The 19,152-nt window shown below is 61.8% G+C and carries 22 protein-coding genes and 1 tRNA gene; 11 read left to right on the top strand and 12 right to left on the bottom strand.

Annotated features, from left to right (window positions below):
* Positions 1 to 23: 23 nt before the first annotated feature.
* From argS to ACR0EZ_RS13735, 6 genes are all read left to right on the top strand, one after another.
* Positions 24 to 1,769 carry an arginine--tRNA ligase gene (gene argS, locus ACR0EZ_RS13710; protein WP_480613889.1) on the top strand — a complete coding sequence of 582 codons (1,746 nt, stop codon included), beginning with the start codon at positions 24 to 26 and terminating at the stop codon, positions 1,767 to 1,769.
* A 39-nt stretch (positions 1,770 to 1,808) separates the two neighbouring features.
* A complete protein-coding gene (locus ACR0EZ_RS13715) occupies positions 1,809 to 2,906 on the top strand; it encodes an SPOR domain-containing protein (RefSeq protein ID WP_480613891.1) in 1,098 nt (365 codons plus the stop codon).
* On the top strand, positions 2,903 to 3,910 hold the full coding sequence (gene nagZ, locus ACR0EZ_RS13720; RefSeq protein ID WP_480613893.1) for a beta-N-acetylhexosaminidase: 1,008 nt from the start codon (positions 2,903 to 2,905) through the stop codon (positions 3,908 to 3,910). The genes ACR0EZ_RS13715 and nagZ overlap by 4 nt, the downstream gene beginning before the upstream one ends.
* Positions 3,900 to 4,694, top strand: coding sequence for a segregation and condensation protein A (locus ACR0EZ_RS13725; RefSeq protein ID WP_480613894.1), 795 nt, complete (start codon positions 3,900 to 3,902; stop codon positions 4,692 to 4,694). The genes nagZ and ACR0EZ_RS13725 overlap by 11 nt, the downstream gene beginning before the upstream one ends.
* The gene (gene scpB / locus ACR0EZ_RS13730; protein WP_480613896.1) at positions 4,687 to 5,337 is read left to right on the top strand and encodes an SMC-Scp complex subunit ScpB; all 651 of its coding nucleotides are present in this window, start codon (positions 4,687 to 4,689) and stop codon (positions 5,335 to 5,337) included. The genes ACR0EZ_RS13725 and scpB overlap by 8 nt, the downstream gene beginning before the upstream one ends.
* A 64-nt stretch (positions 5,338 to 5,401) precedes the next feature.
* The gene (locus ACR0EZ_RS13735; protein ID WP_480613898.1) at positions 5,402 to 5,632 is read left to right on the top strand and encodes a hypothetical protein; all 231 of its coding nucleotides are present in this window, start codon (positions 5,402 to 5,404) and stop codon (positions 5,630 to 5,632) included.
* Here ACR0EZ_RS13735 and ACR0EZ_RS13740 read toward each other — a convergent pair.
* From ACR0EZ_RS13740 to ACR0EZ_RS13775, 8 genes are all read right to left on the bottom strand, one after another.
* Positions 5,629 to 6,708, bottom strand: coding sequence for a 2'-deoxycytidine 5'-triphosphate deaminase (locus tag ACR0EZ_RS13740; RefSeq protein ID WP_480613900.1), 1,080 nt, complete (start codon positions 6,706 to 6,708; stop codon positions 5,629 to 5,631). The two genes, ACR0EZ_RS13735 and ACR0EZ_RS13740, sit on opposite strands and share 4 nt — an antisense overlap.
* A 61-nt stretch (positions 6,709 to 6,769) precedes the next feature.
* Positions 6,770 to 6,846: transfer RNA gene (locus ACR0EZ_RS13745), tRNA-Pro, on the bottom strand.
* A gap of 61 nt (positions 6,847 to 6,907) precedes the next feature.
* Entirely contained in the window at positions 6,908 to 7,495 is a 588-nt protein-coding gene (locus ACR0EZ_RS13750) for a MerR family transcriptional regulator (protein WP_480613902.1), read from the bottom strand.
* A gap of 18 nt (positions 7,496 to 7,513) precedes the next feature.
* A complete protein-coding gene (gene ihfA, locus ACR0EZ_RS13755; RefSeq protein ID WP_008755922.1) occupies positions 7,514 to 7,816 on the bottom strand; it encodes an integration host factor subunit alpha in 303 nt (100 codons plus the stop codon).
* A 96-nt stretch (positions 7,817 to 7,912) separates the two neighbouring features.
* Complete coding sequence (locus ACR0EZ_RS13760) at positions 7,913 to 8,884, bottom strand: beta-ketoacyl-ACP synthase III (protein ID WP_480613904.1); 972 nt, start codon at positions 8,882 to 8,884, stop codon at positions 7,913 to 7,915.
* A gap of 21 nt (positions 8,885 to 8,905) precedes the next feature.
* Positions 8,906 to 9,994, bottom strand: a complete 1,089-nt coding sequence (gene plsX, locus ACR0EZ_RS13765) for a phosphate acyltransferase PlsX (RefSeq protein WP_480613906.1) — start codon at positions 9,992 to 9,994, stop codon at positions 8,906 to 8,908.
* 24 nt (positions 9,995 to 10,018) lie between these two features.
* Positions 10,019 to 10,225 (bottom strand): 50S ribosomal protein L32, encoded by a 207-nt coding sequence (gene rpmF, locus ACR0EZ_RS13770; RefSeq protein WP_008756996.1) that lies wholly within the window; start codon positions 10,223 to 10,225, stop codon positions 10,019 to 10,021.
* 206 nt (positions 10,226 to 10,431) lie between these two features.
* Positions 10,432 to 10,968 carry a YceD family protein gene (locus ACR0EZ_RS13775; RefSeq protein ID WP_480613947.1) on the bottom strand — a complete coding sequence of 179 codons (537 nt, stop codon included), beginning with the start codon at positions 10,966 to 10,968 and terminating at the stop codon, positions 10,432 to 10,434.
* Between the two features lie 84 nt (positions 10,969 to 11,052).
* Between ACR0EZ_RS13775 and ACR0EZ_RS13780 the strand changes: the two genes are divergently transcribed.
* The 3 genes from ACR0EZ_RS13780 to ACR0EZ_RS13790 all read left to right on the top strand — a co-directional run bounded on the left by ACR0EZ_RS13780 (position 11,053) and on the right by ACR0EZ_RS13790 (position 14,244).
* The gene (locus tag ACR0EZ_RS13780) at positions 11,053 to 11,529 is read left to right on the top strand and encodes an outer membrane protein assembly factor BamE (RefSeq protein ID WP_480613908.1); all 477 of its coding nucleotides are present in this window, start codon (positions 11,053 to 11,055) and stop codon (positions 11,527 to 11,529) included.
* 96 nt (positions 11,530 to 11,625) lie between these two features.
* Positions 11,626 to 12,372, top strand: coding sequence for a GNAT family N-acetyltransferase (locus ACR0EZ_RS13785; protein WP_480613910.1), 747 nt, complete (start codon positions 11,626 to 11,628; stop codon positions 12,370 to 12,372).
* Positions 12,373 to 12,435: 63 nt separating this feature from the next.
* Positions 12,436 to 14,244, top strand: a complete 1,809-nt coding sequence (locus ACR0EZ_RS13790) for an ABC-F family ATP-binding cassette domain-containing protein (protein WP_480613912.1) — start codon at positions 12,436 to 12,438, stop codon at positions 14,242 to 14,244.
* A 14-nt stretch (positions 14,245 to 14,258) separates the two neighbouring features.
* Here the strand turns inward: ACR0EZ_RS13790 and ACR0EZ_RS13795 are convergent, their stop codons facing one another.
* On the bottom strand, positions 14,259 to 14,804 hold the full coding sequence (locus tag ACR0EZ_RS13795; RefSeq protein WP_480613914.1) for a sugar O-acetyltransferase: 546 nt from the start codon (positions 14,802 to 14,804) through the stop codon (positions 14,259 to 14,261).
* 9 nt (positions 14,805 to 14,813) lie between these two features.
* Positions 14,814 to 15,569 carry a 3-hydroxyacyl-CoA dehydrogenase gene (locus tag ACR0EZ_RS13800; RefSeq protein ID WP_480613916.1) on the bottom strand — a complete coding sequence of 252 codons (756 nt, stop codon included), beginning with the start codon at positions 15,567 to 15,569 and terminating at the stop codon, positions 14,814 to 14,816.
* A 205-nt stretch (positions 15,570 to 15,774) separates the two neighbouring features.
* Between ACR0EZ_RS13800 and ACR0EZ_RS13805 the strand changes: the two genes are divergently transcribed.
* The gene (locus tag ACR0EZ_RS13805; RefSeq protein WP_480613918.1) at positions 15,775 to 16,641 is read left to right on the top strand and encodes a hypothetical protein; all 867 of its coding nucleotides are present in this window, start codon (positions 15,775 to 15,777) and stop codon (positions 16,639 to 16,641) included.
* Positions 16,642 to 16,719: 78 nt separating this feature from the next.
* Here ACR0EZ_RS13805 and tyrS read toward each other — a convergent pair whose 3' ends face one another.
* Complete coding sequence (gene tyrS / locus ACR0EZ_RS13810) at positions 16,720 to 17,964, bottom strand: tyrosine--tRNA ligase (RefSeq protein ID WP_480613920.1); 1,245 nt, start codon at positions 17,962 to 17,964, stop codon at positions 16,720 to 16,722.
* Positions 17,965 to 18,414: 450 nt separating this feature from the next.
* On the opposite strand from tyrS, the gene ACR0EZ_RS13815 reads away from it, so the two are divergent.
* A complete protein-coding gene (locus ACR0EZ_RS13815) occupies positions 18,415 to 18,597 on the top strand; it encodes a hypothetical protein (RefSeq protein ID WP_480613922.1) in 183 nt (60 codons plus the stop codon).
* Positions 18,598 to 18,611: 14 nt separating this feature from the next.
* Here the strand turns inward: ACR0EZ_RS13815 and ACR0EZ_RS13820 are convergent, their stop codons facing one another.
* Positions 18,612 to 19,046: a C-type lectin-like domain-containing protein gene (locus tag ACR0EZ_RS13820; RefSeq protein ID WP_480613923.1), complete on the bottom strand. Its 435-nt coding sequence runs from the start codon at positions 19,044 to 19,046 to the stop codon at positions 18,612 to 18,614.
* Positions 19,047 to 19,152: the final 106 nt, after the last annotated feature.

Consider the following 19,152-nt stretch of genomic DNA (forward strand, 5'->3'; position numbering starts at 1 on the left):
GGGCAAGCAAAAGGACATCCGAAATGAACCTGTTTTCCGAGATCCGCGGCCTGGTACTGGACGCGCTGGCGCAGATGCAGTCCGAAGGCACGCTGCCCGAGGGGTTGAGCTTTGACAACGTGGCGGTCGAACCGCCGCGCGATGCGGCGCATGGCGACATGGCGACCAATGCGGCGATGGTGCTGGCCAAGCCTGCGAAGATGAAGCCGCGCGACATTGCCGATGTGCTGGCCGGGAAACTGGCTTTGGATGACCGCGTTACCAGTGCCGAGGTGGCGGGGCCGGGGTTCCTGAACCTGCGTCTTGCGCCGTCCGTCTGGCAGGGTGTGCTGGCTGCTGTGCTGGAAAAGGGCACCGATTATGGCCGCTCGACCATGGGTCACGGGCAGAAAGTGAACGTGGAATACGTCTCGGCCAACCCGACCGGCCCGCTGCACGTTGGGCATACGCGCGGCGCCGTGTTCGGCGACGCATTGGCGAGCCTGCTGGCCTATTCCGGCCATGATGTGACCCGCGAGTATTACATCAACGATGGCGGCGCGCAGGTCGATGTGCTGGCGCGGTCCGCCTATGAGCGCTACCGCGAGGCCAACGGGCTGAGCCCCGAGATTGCCGAGGGGCTCTATCCCGGCGACTACCTGATCCCGATCGGTGAGGCTCTCAAAGAGAAATACGGCGACAGCCTGATCGACAAGCTTGAAAGCGAGTGGCTTGAGGACCTGCGCGAGTTTTCGACCGACGCGATGATGGACCTGATCCGCGCCGACCTGAAGGCGCTGGGCGTTGAGATGGATGTGTTCTTCTCGGAAAAGTCGCTCTATGGCACGGGTCGGATCGAGGCTGCACTGGAGTCGCTGACCGACAAGGGCCTGATCTATGAAGGCGTGCTGGAGCCGCCCAAAGGCAAGAAGCCCGAGGATTGGGAACCGCGCGAGCAGACCCTGTTCAAGTCGACCGAACATGGTGACGATGTGGACCGCCCGGTCAAGAAATCGGACGGTAGCTGGACCTATTTTGCCCCCGACATTGCCTATCACTATGACAAGGTGACCCGTGGCTTTGACGCGCTGATCGACGTGTTCGGTGCGGACCATGGGGGCTATGTCAAGCGGATGAAGGCGGCGGTGTCAGCCCTGTCCGATGGCAAGGTGTCGCTGGATATCAAGCTGACCCAGCTGGTGAAGCTGTGGAAGAATGGCGAGCCGTTCAAGATGTCGAAACGGGCCGGGAACTTTGTCACCCTGCGCGATGTGGTCGATCAGGTTGGCCCGGATGTGACCCGGTTCGTGATGCTGACGCGCAAGAACGACGCGCCGCTGGATTTCGATTTCGACAAGGTGCTGGAGCAGAGCCGCGAGAACCCGGTGTTCTACGTGCAATACGCCCATGCCCGCGTCATGAGCGTGCTGCGCCGCGCCGCCGAGGCCGGGATCTCCGCTGACGACGCGACCCTTTCAGGGGCTGATCTGGGCAAGATCGACCATGCGTCGGAACTGACCGTCGCCAAGAAGCTGGCCGAATGGCCGCGTCTGGTAGAAATCGCGGCACGCACCAACGAACCGCACCGTGTTGCCTTTTACCTGTACGAACTGGCGGGCGACTTCCACGCGTTGTGGAACAAGGGCAATGACGAAACCCAGCTGCGATTCATCCAGGATGGCGATGTTGCCACAAGCCAGTCAAAAATCGCATTGGCCCGGGCCGTTTCTGTTGTGATTTCAGCGGGCTTGGGTATTCTTGGCGTCACTCCGGCGCAGGAGATGCGGTAACAAATATCGCCCGAACCGCCGGTACGAGGTAGGCAAGAAATGACCCGCGCGCCCGTTTTCAGGCGCGAAACGGGCGGTGAGGCGGATATGACGAGTTACGATTACTCGGGGCAACAGCGCCCCGAGCACGCGCATTACACGAATCAACCCCATGCGCAGGATGCGTATGAGTATCCCGAAGACGTGCAGGGCCACGACGCGCCTGCGCGGTCTTTTGGTCTGGGGCGCGCGGTCAATGTGCTGGGTGCGGTTGCCTCGGTGGCGTTGGTCGTTGGGGTCGGTGTCTGGGGTTACAAGCTGGTCATGCGGGACGTCAGCGGCGTTCCGGTTGTGCGCGCGGCCGAGGGGCCGATGCGCATCCAGCCCGAAAAGCCGGGCGGTACGCCTGCGGATCATCAGGGCCTTGCTGTAAATGCGGTGGCCGCTGAAGGTTCGGCTGCGGCCCCGGCAGATCGCCTGATCCTTGCCCCGCGCCCGGTGTCCCTGACGGATGAGGACCTGCCCGCCGGTGAGCTGAAGCCGACGCAAGCGGTGCATGTGATTGAAGAGCCGATCTCGAACCGGGAAGCGGCTGAATTGCGGCAGAACGCCGTTGACGCGCTGGTCGCGGAACTGGCCGGAGAGGCGGCGAGACAGGAACAGCCGCAGGACGAAGGCGTGGAAATCGCCGCGTTGGCAACCCCTGACGACGAGCCCGCCATTGACCCTGCCGATCTGGCGGCATCGCTGCCGGACCCGGAACTGGCGGCGCTGCCCGGTGTGCGTCGGTCTCTGCGGCCCCATACCCGCCCGGCCCGTAGCCTGCGCAGTGCACCTGCCGAGGACGCGATCAGTGCCGCCGTCAAAACGGCTGTGGGTCTGGATGTTGATCCCGACACGCTGAGCAAGGGGACCCGTCTGGCGCAGTTGGGGGCCTATGAAAGCGTGGGTGTTGCCAAGTCCGAATGGGCGCGGCTGAACGGGCGGTTTGGCGAGTACATGGACGGAAAACAGCGTGTTATCCAGAAAACCTCAAGCGGTGGGCGCACGTTCTACCGCCTGCGCGTGCTGGGCTTCGATGATCTGAGCGACTCGCGCCAGTTCTGCGCCGCGCTGGTGGCGCAGGGGGCTGATTGCATCCCGGTGGCCGTGCGGTGAATTTCGGTGCCACGATCACCGATGCCGAAGGTCTGCGCCTGAGTGATGAGGAACGCGCGCTGTTCCGCCAGATGAACCCGTTCGGGTTCATTCTGTTTGCCCGCAATATCGACACCGCCGACCAGGTCCGCGCCCTGTGCGATGACTTTCGCGAGGCGGTTGGCCGCAATTGCCCCATCACCATCGATCAGGAAGGCGGGCGCGTGCAACGTCTGCGCGCCCCGCTGGCCCGCGAATGGCTGCCGCCGCTGGATCACGCGGACCGCGCCGGGGATCAGGCCGAACGGGCCATGTACCTGCGCTATCGCCTGATTGCGCATGAGCTGTTCGAACTGGGCATCGACAGCAATTGCGCCCCGATGGTGGATGTGGCGCGGAGCGAAACTCATGCCTTTCTGCGCAACCGGTGCTACGGCGGTGACGCGGACCATATCGGCAAGATCGGACGCGCCGTGGCGCAGGCGCATCTGGATGGCGGTGTTCTGCCCGTCGTGAAACACATGCCCGGCCACGGTCGCGCGACGCTGGACAGTCACCACGATCTGCCGCGCGTTGACCTGCCGTTGGAGGACCTGAAAGAAAGCGATTTCGCGCCCTTCCGCGCCCTGAACGATCTGCCGATGGGGATGACGGCGCATCTGGTCTTCGAACAGGTTGACCTCGCTCCGGCCACGATTTCGGCACCGATGATGCGCGTGATCCGCGAGGTGATCGGCTTTGATGGCCTGATCATGACCGACGACATCTCAATGAAAGCGCTCAGCGGGTCTGCCGCGGACCTGTCGCAGCAGGCATTGCAGGCCGGTTGCGATGTTGTCCTGCACTGCAACGGAAGCTTTGCAGAACGTGCCGAAGTGCTGGAAGCTGCAGGTCAGATGTCGGACATGGCACAAACCCGCGCGGAACGCGCGCTGGCCATGCGCAAAGCCCCGCAGGAACTTGACATCCAAGCCGCCGAGGCGGAACTATCTGCCCTAATGGGCGGGCAGGTATATGAACGATAACCTTTTCAGCGAAGACCCGGTCTCGGTCGCGGATCGTCTCGCAGCCGAAGCGCTGATCGTTGACGTCGACGGGTTCGAAGGCCCGCTGGACGTGCTGCTGACCCTGTCGCGGACGCAAAAGGTCGACCTGCGGAAAATCTCGGTTCTGGCGCTGGCGCAGCAATATCTGGCCTTTGTCGAAAAGGCCCGCGCGCTGCGGATCGAACTGGCTGCCGATTATCTGGTCATGGCGGCGTGGCTGGCGTTCCTGAAATCCCGCCTGCTGCTGCCGCCGGACCCGGATGACGAAGGGCCTTCGGGCGAGGAACTGGCCGCCCATCTGGCCTTCCAGCTGGAACGTCTGCAGGCCATGCGTGATGCTGCCGCACGGCTGATGGCGCGCGACCAGTTGGGGCGCGATTTCTTCAAGCGCGGGCAGGGTGAGGATGTCACCCGTATCCGCACCGTGACCTATTCCGCGACGCTGCTGGACCTGATGCAAGGCTATGCCCGCATCCGCACCCGCGACGAATTCCGCCCCTTTGTCATGGATCGCGACGCGGTGTTCACGATGGAACAGGCGCTGGAACGGATGCGCCCGCTGATCGGGTTTGCCGGGACCTGGACGGATATGGAGACCTATCTGCCCGATGGCTGGGATGCCGACCCGGTGCGCAGACGCTCGGCCACGGCGGCGACCTTTGCGGCCTCGCTGGAACTGGTGAAGGAAGGACATATGGAGATCAAGCAGAGAGAGACATTCGCTCCGATCCATCTGCGGAAAAGGACCGAAACACGTGACTGACGCCCCCGAAGAGACCGGCATGCTGTTCGAAGCCCCGCCGCTGGCGGAACAGGAACGGATGGTCGAGGCGGTTCTGTTCGCCAGTGCCGAACCTGTCACCGTAGCCGATCTTGAGGCCCGGATGCCCCACGGCAGCGACGCGGCGCAAGCGGTTGAATTTCTTCAGAAACGCTACGAGGGGCGCGGCGTCCGCGTCGTGCGCGTGGGTGAGGCATGGGCCATTCGCACCGCGCCTGATCTGGGCTTTCTGATGCAGAAGGAAACGGTCGAAACCCGCAAGCTGAGCCGCGCCGCCATCGAAACACTCGCTATCGTTGCATATCACCAACCTTGCACGCGTGCGGAAATCGAAGAGATCAGGGGCGTGTCGGTGTCGCGCGGGACCATCGACCAGTTGCTTGAGATGGAGTGGATCAGGCTGGGTCGCCGCCGCATGACACCGGGCCGCCCGGTGACGTTTGTGGTGACGCCGCAGTTTCTGGATCACTTCGGTCTGGAAAACGCCCGCGACCTGCCGGGGCTCAAGGAACTGCGCGCCGCAGGGCTGCTGGAAAACCGCCCGCCGCCGGGGGCGATCCCGCTGGGCGAGGGCCGCGAAGACGAAGCGGATGAGGATCAGACGGAACTTTTCGAGGAAGAGTGACCAACCGGCCCTTTTTCGACCGCAAAGACCCCTTAAGTTGTGTTCCAGCAAACGGAGTTGAGCAATGAACGCGAACCGGATCATCGACATGATCGTGCGTCAGGTCATACGGCGGCTGGTGATGCGCGGCGTGGACAAGGGCTTTGACATGGCCAGTCGGGCGGGCAAACCGGGGCAAGCCCCGCGTGACCCAGAGGCCCGGCGCCAGATGGCGGACAACTCCAAGCGGCAAAAGCAGAACATGAAACAGGCACAGCGGATGACCCGCCAGATGCGCCGGTTCATGAAGTTTTAACCACCAGCTTTGAAATGCTTGGACAGTTTCAGGCCTTGCCCCTGATAATTCGACGCAATACCCGCGCCGTATAGCTGCGTGGGCATCTCGGCCATGCGCTCATAGACCAGGCGACCGACAACCTGACCGTGCTCCAGCACAAATGGCGCTTCGTGGCAGCGGACCTCAAGCACACCGCGCGAGCCTGCGCCACCGGCGGCGGCGTGGCCGAAACCGGGGTCGAAGAAGCCCGCGTAATGCACCCGGAATTCACCGACCATTGCCAGATAGGGGGCCATCTCGGCGGCGTACATCGGCGGGATATGCACCGCCTCGCGGCTGACGAGGATGTAGAACGCGCCGGGGTCGAGGATGATGCGGCCATCTTTGGTGCGCACTTCCTCCCAATAGTCCTGCGGGTCGTACCCTCCGATCCGGTCCAGATCGATCACGCCGGTATGCGGCTTGGCGCGGTAGCCCACCAGATCGGTGTCGGGCAGTTGCAGATCGACCGAAAAGCCCAACCCGTCCTGAATCACCGCAGGGCCATCCACCAGCGGTGAGTCGGCGTGCAGCGCGGCCAGTTCGGCATCCGTCAGAACCGCCTGACCCTGCCGGAACCGGATCTGGTTCAAGCGCATGCCGGGGCGGACGAGGACCGAGAAGGAACGCGGGCAAATCTCGGCAAACAAAGGCCCGGTATACCCTGCGGGCACCCGGTCGAACTCGGCCCCGCCATCGGTGATGGTGCGGGTCAGCAGGTCTAGCCGCCCGGTCGAGCTTTTGGCGTTGGCCACCGCGCTGACATCATCGGGCAGAGCCAGCGATTCCATCAGCGGTACCAGATAGACGCAGCCTTTTTCCAGAACCGCGCCATCGGTGATATCGATGCGGTGCATCTCGAACTCGGCCAGACGGTCGGCTACCGAGCGGGATTCGCCGGCCAGAAACGAGGCGCGGACGCGGTAAGCCACTGTCCCCAGACGCAAATCAAGGCTGGCGGGTTGAACCTGAGCCGGAATGATCTCGGGGCTGGCGGTGATTTCACCCCGCGCGATCATCGCTTCGATCTGCTGGTTTGGGCATACGCCGGTCATTCCGATCCCCCCTGATGCCAGAGCGGGATCTGGCCTGTGTGCCATAAACGTCGGTGTGATTTGGTCGGGCTAGCAGGACTCGAACCTGCGACCTTCCGTCCCCCAGACGGACGCGCTACCAGGCTGCGCCATAGCCCGACGTTGGGCTGTTCATAAAGATTTTCCCGGCAGGGGCAAGAGGAAAACAATGCCTTTTTTCCTATCCCGCCACCTTGGTTTCCACCCGATCCAGCCACACGCGCAGGTCCCGCGCAATCGGCGCGATTCGGGCCAGAAGCGCGTCGTCGTATTCGTCGCGGTTCCAGGCCAGCGACGCCACACCGCCCAGCAGCGGGGCCGTGTCCAGTTCCACCTCGCGCGGTGCGGGGTCCGCGGGTGCAACGGCGGGTTTTGGGCTTTCCGGCACGGCTTGCTGCACCTTGGGCTCACGCAAGTCCATGTGTATTTGTTCGGCTGAGGCGGGCTGTTTCGCGGTGAAAGGAACCACGGTGGCATCAGCCTCGGCAGGTTCGTCCAGCGGCTGAGACAGGGCGGCAACATGGGCCACGCCCTGTTCGCGCAGGATGCTCTGCACGCCCTTGATGGTGATGCCATCCTCGTGCAGCAGCTTCTTGATACCGCCCAGCAGCCGCATGTCGTTGGGCCGGTAATACCGCCGACCGCCTGCACGCTTTACGGGTTTGACCTGACTGAACCGGCTTTCCCAGAACCGCAGCACATGGGCTTGCACTCCCAGCCAGTCCGCAACCTCACTGATCGTGCGAAACGCGTCGGGGGACTTGCTCATCTCTGCGGGACCTCTGACTTACTTGCGGTTCCCGGCGGCGACGCGATCCTTCATCAGGTGCGACGGGCGGAAGGTCAGAACGCGGCGGGGCTGAATCGGAACCTCTTCGCCGGTTTTGGGGTTGCGGCCGATACGGGCGGTCTTGTCGCGAACGCTGAAGGTGCCGAAGGATGAAATCTTGACCTGCTCGCCGCGCACAAGTGCGTCGGACATATGGTTCAGAACGCTTTCGACCAGTTGCGCACTTTCGTTGCGTGAAAGGCCAACTTCACGAAAGACGGCCTCGCTCAGATCCATTCTGGTCAGTGTTTTGTCGCCCATGCCAATTCCCCTGTTGATAGGAAAGAATAGGGTCAGGGGAAATTCGCTGTCAATATCAATGAATTGCAGGCGGCTGTGTAAGCCGGATTGCGCCTGTTACCAGCGCAGCGCCACCGCGCCCCAGGCCAGACCGCCGCCGATGGCCTCGGTCACGATCAGATCGCCCTTCTTGATCTGCCCCCGTTCCTTGCCCACAGACAGGGCCAGCGGGATCGAGGCGGCGGATGTATTGCCGTGATCTTGTACCGTAACCACCACGTTATCCATCGACAGGCCCATCTTTTTGGCGGTGCCCTGAATGATGCGGATATTGGCCTGATGCGGCACGACCCAGTCGACATTGGCACTGCCGAGGCCCGCTCGGTCCAAGGCGGTTTCAGCCGTTTTTGCAAGCTTTTCAACAGCATGGCGGAAGACCTGATTGCCCTGCATCCGCAGGTGCCCGGTCGTATGGGTCGACACGCCGCCATCGACATAGAGCAGATCCTTGTAGCGCCCGTCCGAATTCAGATCGGTCGCCAGAATGCCACGGTCGGCGGGGGTGCCTTCGCCCTCTTGCGCCTCAAGCACCAGCGCGCCCGCGCCATCGCCGAACAGCACACAGGTGGATCGGTCGCTCCAGTCCATGATTCGGGAAAAGGTCTCGGCCCCGATCACCAGAACGCGTTTGGCCTGACCCGACAGGATCAGCGCGTTGGCGTTGCTGAGCGCAAAGACGAATCCGGCACATACGGCCTGAACGTCAAAGGCAAAGCCCTTGGTCATGCCCAGCCGGGCCTGAACCATCGTCGCCGCCGACGGAAAGGTCAGATCGGCGGTCGAGGTTGCCAGAACGATGGCGTCGATATCATCCGCCGTCAGTCCCGCATCGGTCAGCGCCGCCTCGGCGGCATGAGTCGCAAGGTCCGACGTGGTCTCGCCATCCGCAGCAAAGTGGCGGCGTTCGATCCCCGAGCGGGTCCGGATCCATTCATCGGTGGTGTCCAGCGTCTTTTCAAACTCGGAATTCGGAACAACACGTTCAGGCAAATAATGCCCGACACCTACAACAACTGAACGGCCTGCCATGTTGGGGTACTGCCTTTTTGGTTATTTTTCCGTCTGCGGCGCAGATTGCGCGGCATCTTGGGCAAGCTGGGCCGTTGATGCAACCCGTGCCGCCAATTTTTCGGCAAATCCTGACTGGGCCAGGGTGAATGCAAGCTTGACCGCCGCCGATACGCCGGTCGCGTCTGCGCCGCCATGGGATTTGACCACAGTACCATTCAGGCCAAGGAAAACGCCGCCATTTACCCGGCGCGGATCGATGCGTTTTTTCAACCGGTTCAGCGATGTGATCGCCAGTACCGAGGCCAGACGGGACAGGGGTGAATACTTGAACGCGTGGCGCAGCAGGTCGCCGATCAGGCTGGCGGTGCCTTCGCCGGTCTTGATCGCGACATTGCCGGTGAAGCCGTCGGTCACGATGACATCGGCCTTGTCGCCGGGAATGTCGCTGCCTTCGACAAAGCCCACAAAGTCGAAATTCGCGGGGCCGGCGAAGTCCGAGATCATGGCGTGGGCTTCTTTCAGCTCGGCGCGGCCCTTGTGTTCTTCGGTGCCCACGTTCAGCAGACCGATCCGGGGACGGGTCAGCGCCATGCCGTTGCGCGCGTAGGACGCCCCCATCAGCGCGTATTGCAACAGGTCCTTGGCATCGGCGCGCACATCCGCGCCCACGTCCAGCATCACGTTGAACCCCTGCGGGTTCCGAGATGGCCACAGAATCGCGATGGCGGGACGGTTCACGCCCGGCAGCTTGCGCAGGCGCATCATCGACAGCGCCATCAGCGCGCCGGTATTGCCGCAGGACACCGCCCCGTGCGCCTCGCCCTGGCGCACGGCCTCGAGCGTGGACCACATCGAGGTCTGCTTGCCGTTGCGCACAACCTGGCTGGGCTTGTCCTCCATCGTGACCACGTCGGGGCAATCACGAAAAACGACGCGCCCATCAAGGACACGCCGTTTGGCGACAAGCTTGCGCAGCGTCTGTTCCGGACCGTGCAGCAGAAACCCGATTTCGGGGTTCTTTTTGGCCGAATTCGCAATGCCTGCAACAACGACTGCGGGACCTGCGTCCCCACCCATTGCGTCTACCGAGATGGTGATCCTTCCGGCGTGCGTGGGTTGTTCAGTCATGCCTTGGCCTGCGCTCGTTCAGGCTTAGGCTGCGTCTTCGTCCAGATCGATTTCGTCGGCCTGCGCGACGACTTCGCGATCATCATAGTGGCCGCAGGACGCGCAAACGTGGTGCGGGCGTTTCAGCTCGCCACAGTTCGGGCATTCGTTCGGGTTTGCAGCAACCAGAGCGTCGTGTGCGCGGCGGTTGTTGCGACGCGACTTGGAAACTTTGTTCTGTTGGACGGCCATGGTCTCAACCTTTGTCTGACTGGGGGCCGCAGATTCGCTGCCGACCCGGGTTTCGTAGTTCGTTTTATCGTGGTTTGACGCGCGTTTAGGGGACGAGCCCCGCAATGTCCAACCCAAAATCCGATGAGCGCGCGAAAATACTGCGATTCTCGGTATGTTCAAGCGATTTTTCTGACCGCCTGCTATGACAGGAAATCCGCGCCCTGTCACTCGTCTTTTTTCAGCGTATCGCGCAATCCCGCCAATCCGGCAAAAGGCTTGGCATCTTCGTCTGTCATCGCCTGCTTGCCGGGTTCGGTATAGTCGGCCTGACCCAGTTCCGCACCGTCCTTGCGCGGGTACTGAGGCAGGGCGAGGGATAGCGCCTCGGCCATCACCTGCGCCGGGTCAATCTCGGGTCCCAGCGGCTCGGCCTCGTCGCCTTCGGGGATTTCGAACTCGGCTTCGTCCGGGTCGGTCCAGTCGGCCAGAAACAGGCGGGACACCGGGATGTCGATCCGGGTCGTGACCGGTTCAAGCGTGACGACGCAGGGTTGAATCACGGTCGCGCCCAGCTTGCCGGTCAGCTCCCAGTCGTGTTTGCCCTGCGCGCGCACCTGGCCGACAAAGCTGAGTTTGCGCAGGCCCAGCAGCTGAAGATCGTTTTTCAGCGCTTCCAGCGCCTCGGGCCCCGGGCGCAGGTCAAACGGCGTGGGGGCGTTTTGCGGCAGATCGGCCACCCGAAGGGATGTGACGTTAGTCATCATAGAGTCTTTCCTGTGTTGAACCGTGGCAGCGGTTTCTGTAATCGGATAGAAGCCGTGACAGGCCAAGGCAAGAGGGTGCGTATGTTGAAGGTTGTAAACAGGTTCAAACCGGCTGCGAAGTCGCTTGTCGTCATTGCCGCTCTGGCCGTCGTCGGGGCCTGCTCGCCTGTCTTCAAGAATCACGGATACGTGCCGCCGGCAGAAGATCTGGCCGAAATTCAGGTTGGCAAAGACACGCGCGACAGTGTGGCCGAGGCGATCGGCGCACCGGGCGCGTCGGGTGTTGTCAAGGATTCCGGTTATTACTACGTCCGCTCGCGGGTCCGCCACTATGGCCCGAAACGGCCCCAGGTCGTCTCGCGCGAGTTGGTCGCGATCAGCTTCGATCAGCGTGGCGTGGTACGGAACATCGAACGCTTCGGCCTTGAGGACGGTATCGTGATTCCGCTGGAACGCCGCGTGACCGATTCCAGCGTGCAGGACAAAGGCTTCCTGCGGCAGCTGCTGGGCAATATCGGCACCTTCAACCCGGCCAATATCCCGGGCGTCGGCAACTAAACTCGGTCATCCTCTTGTGGCTTCACAGGACGGTCACAAATTTTATGTTAGGCACGTGGCGAAGATAACGGGTCAGCAGCCGGGGAGGATGCGACCATGGCTACGGCAGTTTTGTTGAGCAAGGGGCGCTATCAGGCCCGTCTGGCGCAAACGGCCAAGGATGTGTCGGCTGCTCAGGCGCTGCGAACGCTGGCCTTTGGCACCGGGCAGGTCGATCGGGACGATTTCGACGCCGCATGCGCCCATGTGCTGGTCGAGGATATGCGGTCTGCGGGGCAATTGGTCTGCTGCTTTCGGATGCTGGTGATGGAGCGTGGTGCCGAAATCGGGCGCAGCTATTCGGCGCAGTTCTACGATCTGTCGTCGCTGCAGGATTTCAGCGGGCGTATGGTCGAGATGGGACGGTTCTGTATCCACCCGGATTGGACCGACCCCGACATTCTGCGTGTGGCGTGGGGGGCGATGACGGCCTATGTCGATCAGACCGGGGTCGAAATGCTGTTTGGCTGTTCCTCGTTCGCGGGGACCGAAACCGCCGAATATCTGGACGCGTTCGCCATGCTCAAGCACCGGCATCTGGGGCCCAAGCGCTGGCTGCCGCAGGTCAAGGCGCCGCATGTCTTCCGCTTTGCGGCCCGTCTGCGCCGCAGGCCGGATGCGAAAAAGGCGATGCTGAGGATGCCTCCGCTATTGCGCACCTATCTGATGATGGGGGGCTGGGTCAGCGATCATGCGGTGGTGGATCGGCATATGAACACGCTGCATGTGTTTACTGGGCTCGAGATTGGGGCGATTCCCCCGGCGCGGAAACGTTTGCTGCGGGCAGTGGCCGGGGTGATTTGAGTATTTTTGAAAAGATGAAGCCGGGGCGTTGACGCGTTGTTCCCGCCGGTTTAGCTGGCGGACATGGCGAGAATTCCTTTGTTGCAGATGTCCGGCATTTCCCTGACCTTCGGGGGTGAACCGGTGTTTTCCGGCCTTGATCTGGTGGTGCAGCCCGGTGATCGGGTGGCGCTGGTGGGGCGCAACGGGTCGGGCAAGTCGACCCTGATGAAGGTGATGGCCGGTCTGGTCGAGGCGGATCGGGGCGACATCGTGATTCCGCCGGGGAAATCCGTTGGATATATGGAGCAGGACCCGACAATGGACGGGTTTGCGACGCTGGGTGACTATGCCTCCAGCGGTCTGGAGCCGGGGGAGTTGTATAAGGTCGAACGGGCCGGAGAGGGCCTGAAATTCGACCCGGCGCGTATGGTCGAAACAGCCTCGGGCGGGGAGAGGCGTCGCGCGGCGCTGGCCAAGCTGATGGCCGAGGCGCCCGATCTGATGTTGCTGGACGAGCCCACCAACCATCTGGATATCGAAGCCATCGCGTGGCTCGAGCGGGAACTGGGCGCGACGCGGGCGGCGTTTGTTCTGATCTCGCACGACCGGGCATTTCTGCGTGCCTTGACCCGCGCGACCTTGTGGATCGACCGGGGCGTCGTTCGGCGGCAGGAGCAGGGGTTTGAGGCGTTCGAGGCCTGGCGCGACAAGGTTTGGGAGGAAGAAGACCAGCAGCGGCACAAGCTGAACCGGCTGATCAAGTCCGAGGCCAAATGGGCCGTCGAAGGCATCAGCGCCCGCCGCAAGCGCAATCAGGGCCGCGTGCGCGCGTTGCAGGCCTTGCGGGCCGAGAAGGCGGCGCAGATCAAACGGCAGGGATCGGCGGCGATGTCGCTGGAATCGGGCCCCAAGTCGGGCCGCAAGGTGATCGAAGCCAAGGGTGTCTCGAAAGCGTTTGGTGATCAGCAGATCGTGCGCAACTTCAACCTTCTGGCGCAGCGCGGGGATCGGGTGGCCTTTGTCGGGCCGAACGGCGTGGGTAAGACCACCCTGCTGAAGATGCTGCTGGGGCAGGAGGCCCCGGATGAAGGAACGGTGACGCTGGGCACAAATCTGGAGATTGCCGTCTTCGACCAGACCCGCGCGCAGCTGGACCCCGAGATGACCCTGTGGGACAGCCTGACCGGCGACCCCGAGATGCGGGTTTCAGGCAAGGCCGATCAGGTCATGGTGGGCGGGCAGCCGAAGCATGTTGTCGGTTACCTCAAGGAGTTCCTGTTTGACGAGCGGCAGGCAAGAGCGGCGGTTAAGTCACTGTCAGGCGGGGAAAAAGCGCGGTTGCTGCTGGCCAAGCTGATGGCCAAGCCATCGAATCTGCTGGTGTTGGACGAACCCACCAACGATCTGGATGTCGAGACGCTGGATCTGTTGCAGGAATTGCTGGACGATTATGACGGCACGGTTCTGTTGGTCAGCCACGACCGGGATTTTCTGGATCGGGTGGCGACGACGACCATCGCGATGGAGGGCAATGGCCGGGCGACGGTCTATGCCGGGGGATGGACCGACTATATTGCGCAGCGCGGCGATGTTTTTGAGAGGAAAGAAGAAAAAACAAAGCCTTCCAAGCCGAAGGTAATGCAGGAAGCGAAGCCGAAGGCGGGGCTTTCATTCTCGGAGAAGCACCGGCTTGAGAAGCTGCCCGCTGAAATCGCACGGCTTGAGGCCGAAATCGGCAAGCTGGAAGAACTGATGTCCGACCCCGAGCTGTTCACGCGGGAGCCGGTCAAGTTCCAGAAAGCGACCGAGGCCTTGGTTGAGCGCCAGACAAAGCTGTCTGCGGCCGAAGACGAATGGCTGATACTGGAAGAAAAGGCCGAGGGCGGGTAAGCCTCGGCGGGCCGCTAGCGAATGGGGCGGGCCGGATTGCCAACGACCGTTGCGCCGGGGCTGACATCCCGTGTCACCACGCTGCCCGCGCCGATGATGACGTTGTCTCCGATTGTGATGCCGGGCATCAGGATGGCGCTGCCGCCGATCCAGACATTGCGACCGATGTTGACCGGCAGGCCGATTTCCAGCCCACGGGCGCGCTCGGCGGGGTCTTTGGCGTGCTGTGCGCAATAGATTTGGGCGTTGGGGCCAAACATGGTGCCATCCCCGATCAGTACCCGCGCCGTATCCAGAATGACGCAACCGGCGTTGAAATAGACCCGGTCGCCCAGATGGATGTTCACGCCGTAGGCGCAGTGAAAAGGGGCCTCGAGAAAGCAATCCGTGCCGATGCGGGCGAATATTGAACGCAGGGCGGGAGCCATCGCACCCCGTTCGTCGGGATCGAAGGTGTTATGGGCATGCACCGCGCGGCGCGCTTTGGCGCGCATCGCCTCAAGTTCCGGGTCAATGCAGCAATACCACGCGCCCGCTTCCATCTTTTCCCGCTCGGTCATGCTGCAGGCCTAGCGCATCCGCAACGCGCCGTCGATGCGGATGACCTCGCCGTTCAGATAACCCATCTCGACGATAAAACCCGCCAGCCGCCCGTATTCGTTCGGGTCGCCCAGACGCGGCGGATTGGGCACATCGGCGGCGAGTTGCTGCTGGATCTCTTCCGGTAGACCGGCCAGCATCGGCGTCATGAAGATGCCCGGCGCAATGGCCATCACCCGGATGCCGGTCGCGGCCAAATCGCGGGCCATCGGCAGGGTCATGCCCACCACGCCGCCTTTTGACGCCGCATAAGCTGCCTGACCCTTTTGCCCGTCAAAGGCGGCGATCGAGGCGGTGTTGATGATCACCCCACGCGCGCCGTCCGGTTCGGGGTCGTTCTTCGCCATCTCAGCCGCTGCCAGACGCGAGACGTTGAAGCTGCCAACCAGATTGATATCGATGGTGCGCTGGAACGCGTCCAGCGGGTGCGGCCCGTCCTTGCCCACGGTCTTTGCCCCAACGGCAATACCGGCGCAGTTCACGGCGGCGGTGATCTTGCCCATTTTGTCCATCGCGTGGGCGATTGCCTCGGCAACGGACGGCTCATGCGTGACATCGGTTTGGGCAAAATGCCCGTTGATTTCCTCGGCGACCTGCGTTCCGCGGGTCGCTTCCCGGTCCAGGATCGTGACCTGTGCGCCTTGTGCCGCGAAGTGGCGCGCCGTGGCCTCGCCCAGACCGGACGCCCCTCCGGTGATGATTGCAGCGGTGTCGGATAGGTGCATGGCAGGCTCCTCGCAGGTATATGAACGATTGTTCAATAACTGATTTCAGCTCTCTGTGTCCACATGTTTGATGGTGTCAGCCATTGGGGTGGTGGATTCTAAACATATCCTCAGAAACCCTTTAGCGGTGCTTCACGCGACATCGCCATCTCGGTGCTGAACTGCCCGGTCACTTCGGGTGTCTTTTTGGTCACGAGGTGCTGATATGTCGAAGAGTACAAAGCAGAAATTGGGCGCGCTTACGGCTGTGCCATTTATGGGAATTCTGATGGTGGGCAGTGCGGCTGCGGCACCTGAAACCTGCAACTGGAAAACCGCGCGGGATTACGCAAACGCGGGTGACTATGCCGCCTTGTGCGATTGCGCGCAGGTCACGCCCAGCTTTCTGGAGCGGCTTCAGAGCCGGTCCGATTTCGAAACAACCCTGACTGTGACCGGAGCGCAATGCCCGGGTCTGGCGGCGTTGCTGACGGACCTGCCGACGGCGAGCATTTCGAACGCGGCCAGCACTTTGGGAGAGGATCGTAGTTCTGATCGCAACTCGTCAGGGGCCGGTCAGGTTGCGGACGCAGGCGGGGGCGGCAATGACACTCCCGGCGGCGGTGGTAACGCGGGTCCTGGTGACGGCAGCGGTAACGATGGTCCCGGCGATGGTGGTGGCAATGACGGCCCCGGTGATGGTGGCGGCAACGATGGCCCCGGTGACGGTGGTGGCAACGATGGCCCCGGTGACGGTGGTGGTAACGATGGCCCCGGCGACGGTGGCGGCAATGATGGCCCCGGTGACGGCGGCGAGCCGGGCGATGGCGGTGGCAAGCCAGGTGATGGCAAGCCCGGCAAAGGCGGCGGCAAGGGCGGCGACGGACCCGGCAAGGGCAAAGGTGGCGGTAAAGGCGGCGACGGCCCCGGTAAAGGCAAGGGCGGTGATGGCCCCGGCAAAGGTAAAGGTGGCGGTAAAGGCAACAATGGCCACGGAAACGGCTCGGAAGGCAGCAGCCCCGGACGCGGCAACAACGCCAATGACGATGAAAGCGGCGGCGGCAAGCCCGGCAGGGGTAGCGGCAAGCTTTAAGCCGGTTTGAGCCGCTTCCTTCTGAAACCACAACGACCACCCAAGGGGTGGCCGTTGCTGTGTCGATATTCGGACTGCTTAGCCCAGCTGCACCAGCGCGTGACGCTTTTTGCCCGCGCTCAGCTTGATGGGCGAAGTCAGCGCGCCTGCGTCAATCATCAGCCCCGCATCGGTCAGCGGCGCATCGTCCAGTTTGGCACCGTTCTCGGCGATCAGGCGTTTGGCCTCTTTGCCCGACTTCGCCAGACCTGATTTCACGATCAGTTGCACGATCGACACGGGCACGTCATCGGCGGTCAGCGTCAGGGTCGGAAGATCCCCGCCCACGCCGCCTTTTTCGAACACCTCTCGGGCGGTGGCCTCGGCGGTTGCGGCGGCCTCGGCCCCGTGCAGCAGGGTGGTGACCTCGTTGGCGAGGCGGATCTTGGCCTCGTTGATATCGGACCCCTGCAGCGCGGCCAGACGGTCGCATTCGTCGACGGGCAGTTCGGTGAAGATTTTCAGGAACCGGCCCACATCGGCGTCGGTGGTGTTGCGCCAGAACTGCCAGAACTCATAGGACGACAGCATATCGCCGTTCAGCCACACCGCGCCGCCTTGGCTTTTGCCCATCTTGCGCCCATCGCTGGTGGTTAGCAGGGGCGTGGTCAGGCCATAGATCTCGTGATCCAGCACGCGGCGGGTCAGGTCGATGCCGTTGACGATGTTGCCCCATTGGTCCGAGCCGCCCATCTGCAGAACGCAGCCATAGCGGCGGTTCAGTTCAAGGAAGTCATAGGCCTGCAGGATCATGTAGTTGAACTCGAGGAAGCTCAGCGATTGTTCCCGGTCCAGCCTCGATTTCACCGATTCAAACGACAGCATCCGGTTGACCGAGAAATGCCGCCCGATATCGCGCAGGAAATCGAGGTAGTTCAGGCTGTCCAGCCATTCGGCATTGTTCAGCATCAGCGCGCCGGTCTCGCTGTCGTCATAGGACAGGTATTTCGAGAACACCTGCTTCATGCCCGCAATATTCGCGTCGATCTGTTCGGGGCCCAGCAAGGGGCGTTCGTCCGACCGGAACGAGGGGTCGCCCACCTTGGTCGTCCCGCCGCCCATCAGGGTGATCGGCTTGTGGCCGGTCTTTTGCAGCCAGCGCAAAACCATGATGTTCATCAGATGGCCCACATGCAGCGACTGAGCCGTGGCGTCATAGCCGATATAAGCTGTTTGCACCCCACTGATCAGCGCGTCGTCAAGGCCCTGATAATCGGTGCAGTCGGCGAGAAAGCCGCGCTCGATCATCGTGGCGATGAAATCCGATTTGGGGTGGTAGTTCATAACGCTCAATAGGCCTTGTGCTTTGGCCCTCTCAGCAAGGGCAGGTGTAAGTTATGGGTCAGTGAAAGTCAAACCTTACCCATTCGTCCGCACGCAACTTGGAGTGCCGTGAGACATGACTTTCTAATTCCCCATGTCTTCTGGAATGTCCAGTATCTAGGGTCAGGGAACTAGTCAAAAAGATGATTGGCACTCGACGATGCTAAATGGCGACAGGATTGATTTTTCACACGGGGTTATGAGGTCGTCATGCGACGCAAGCATTTCAGTCGCATAAACAGGTCATCGAAACGACGGCGCTTTGGAAGGAGCTTGCAGTATAGTTAATTTGGTTTCTTCCGCCTTGAAGGGCGGGAGTGCATGCATTGTTGAATGCAATCGATGATGACTACTTAGAATTCCAAGCGGCCATACGTGCGCGACGCAGAGAACGCTGGCGGAGAGCCCATAGTGACCAATGCTGCGCGATCAACCGACGGCGGCTATGCGCAGGAAGCTGACTTTGCAAAGATTGGCGGCTTGCTCCTTTATGGCACTTACGCCGAAATTTGGACACGCGGTGCAGCTTCGCTGAAGTGGTATTTGGAAAAGATTGCAGCATCAAGCCAGACGGTTTCGGTGGTCCTGTTGTAACTGATTGAGCTTGTTCAACCCTCAGGAACTTCAACTACAAACGCGTGCCTAACATACTTCGTGTCGTTCCAGTGAGGAGAAGGTGCTGTCCCCCTGTCTGTTTTAAAATACGCCAATGACTGGTCACCTTTATGGTTATCAGGCCCACCTGGCCTCCAATTGGTGTAGACCAATGGTTCGCCATTGAGCCAGTACCACCCGCCGTCTGGCTCTCTTGCACCTTCTTCTTGCACCAGACCTATCATTGGTCCGTCGTACTGTCCATTTGATACAATCCAGTGACCGTCTTCCTTGATCGTCAAGTCATAGACAAACTGGTTTTCTTCTTCGGAGCCAATAGCGACTATGTGACCGCCGAGTAGTTCCGCAATCTTCTCCAGAACCACCATTTCCTCTCCCCAAGTTCGGATCACGTAGTACTTTGAGCCGCTGAAAGAACCTTCTGTCACCAAATCAAACCTTTTTAGGCTCAGGACTCATAACCAATAGATGACAGTTGCGGCGAGGGCGATTGCTGAGAGGAAGACTTTGGGGGAGCGGTCATATCGGGTTGCG

It is taken from the genome of Ruegeria sp. AK4 (genome assembly GCF_056541025.1).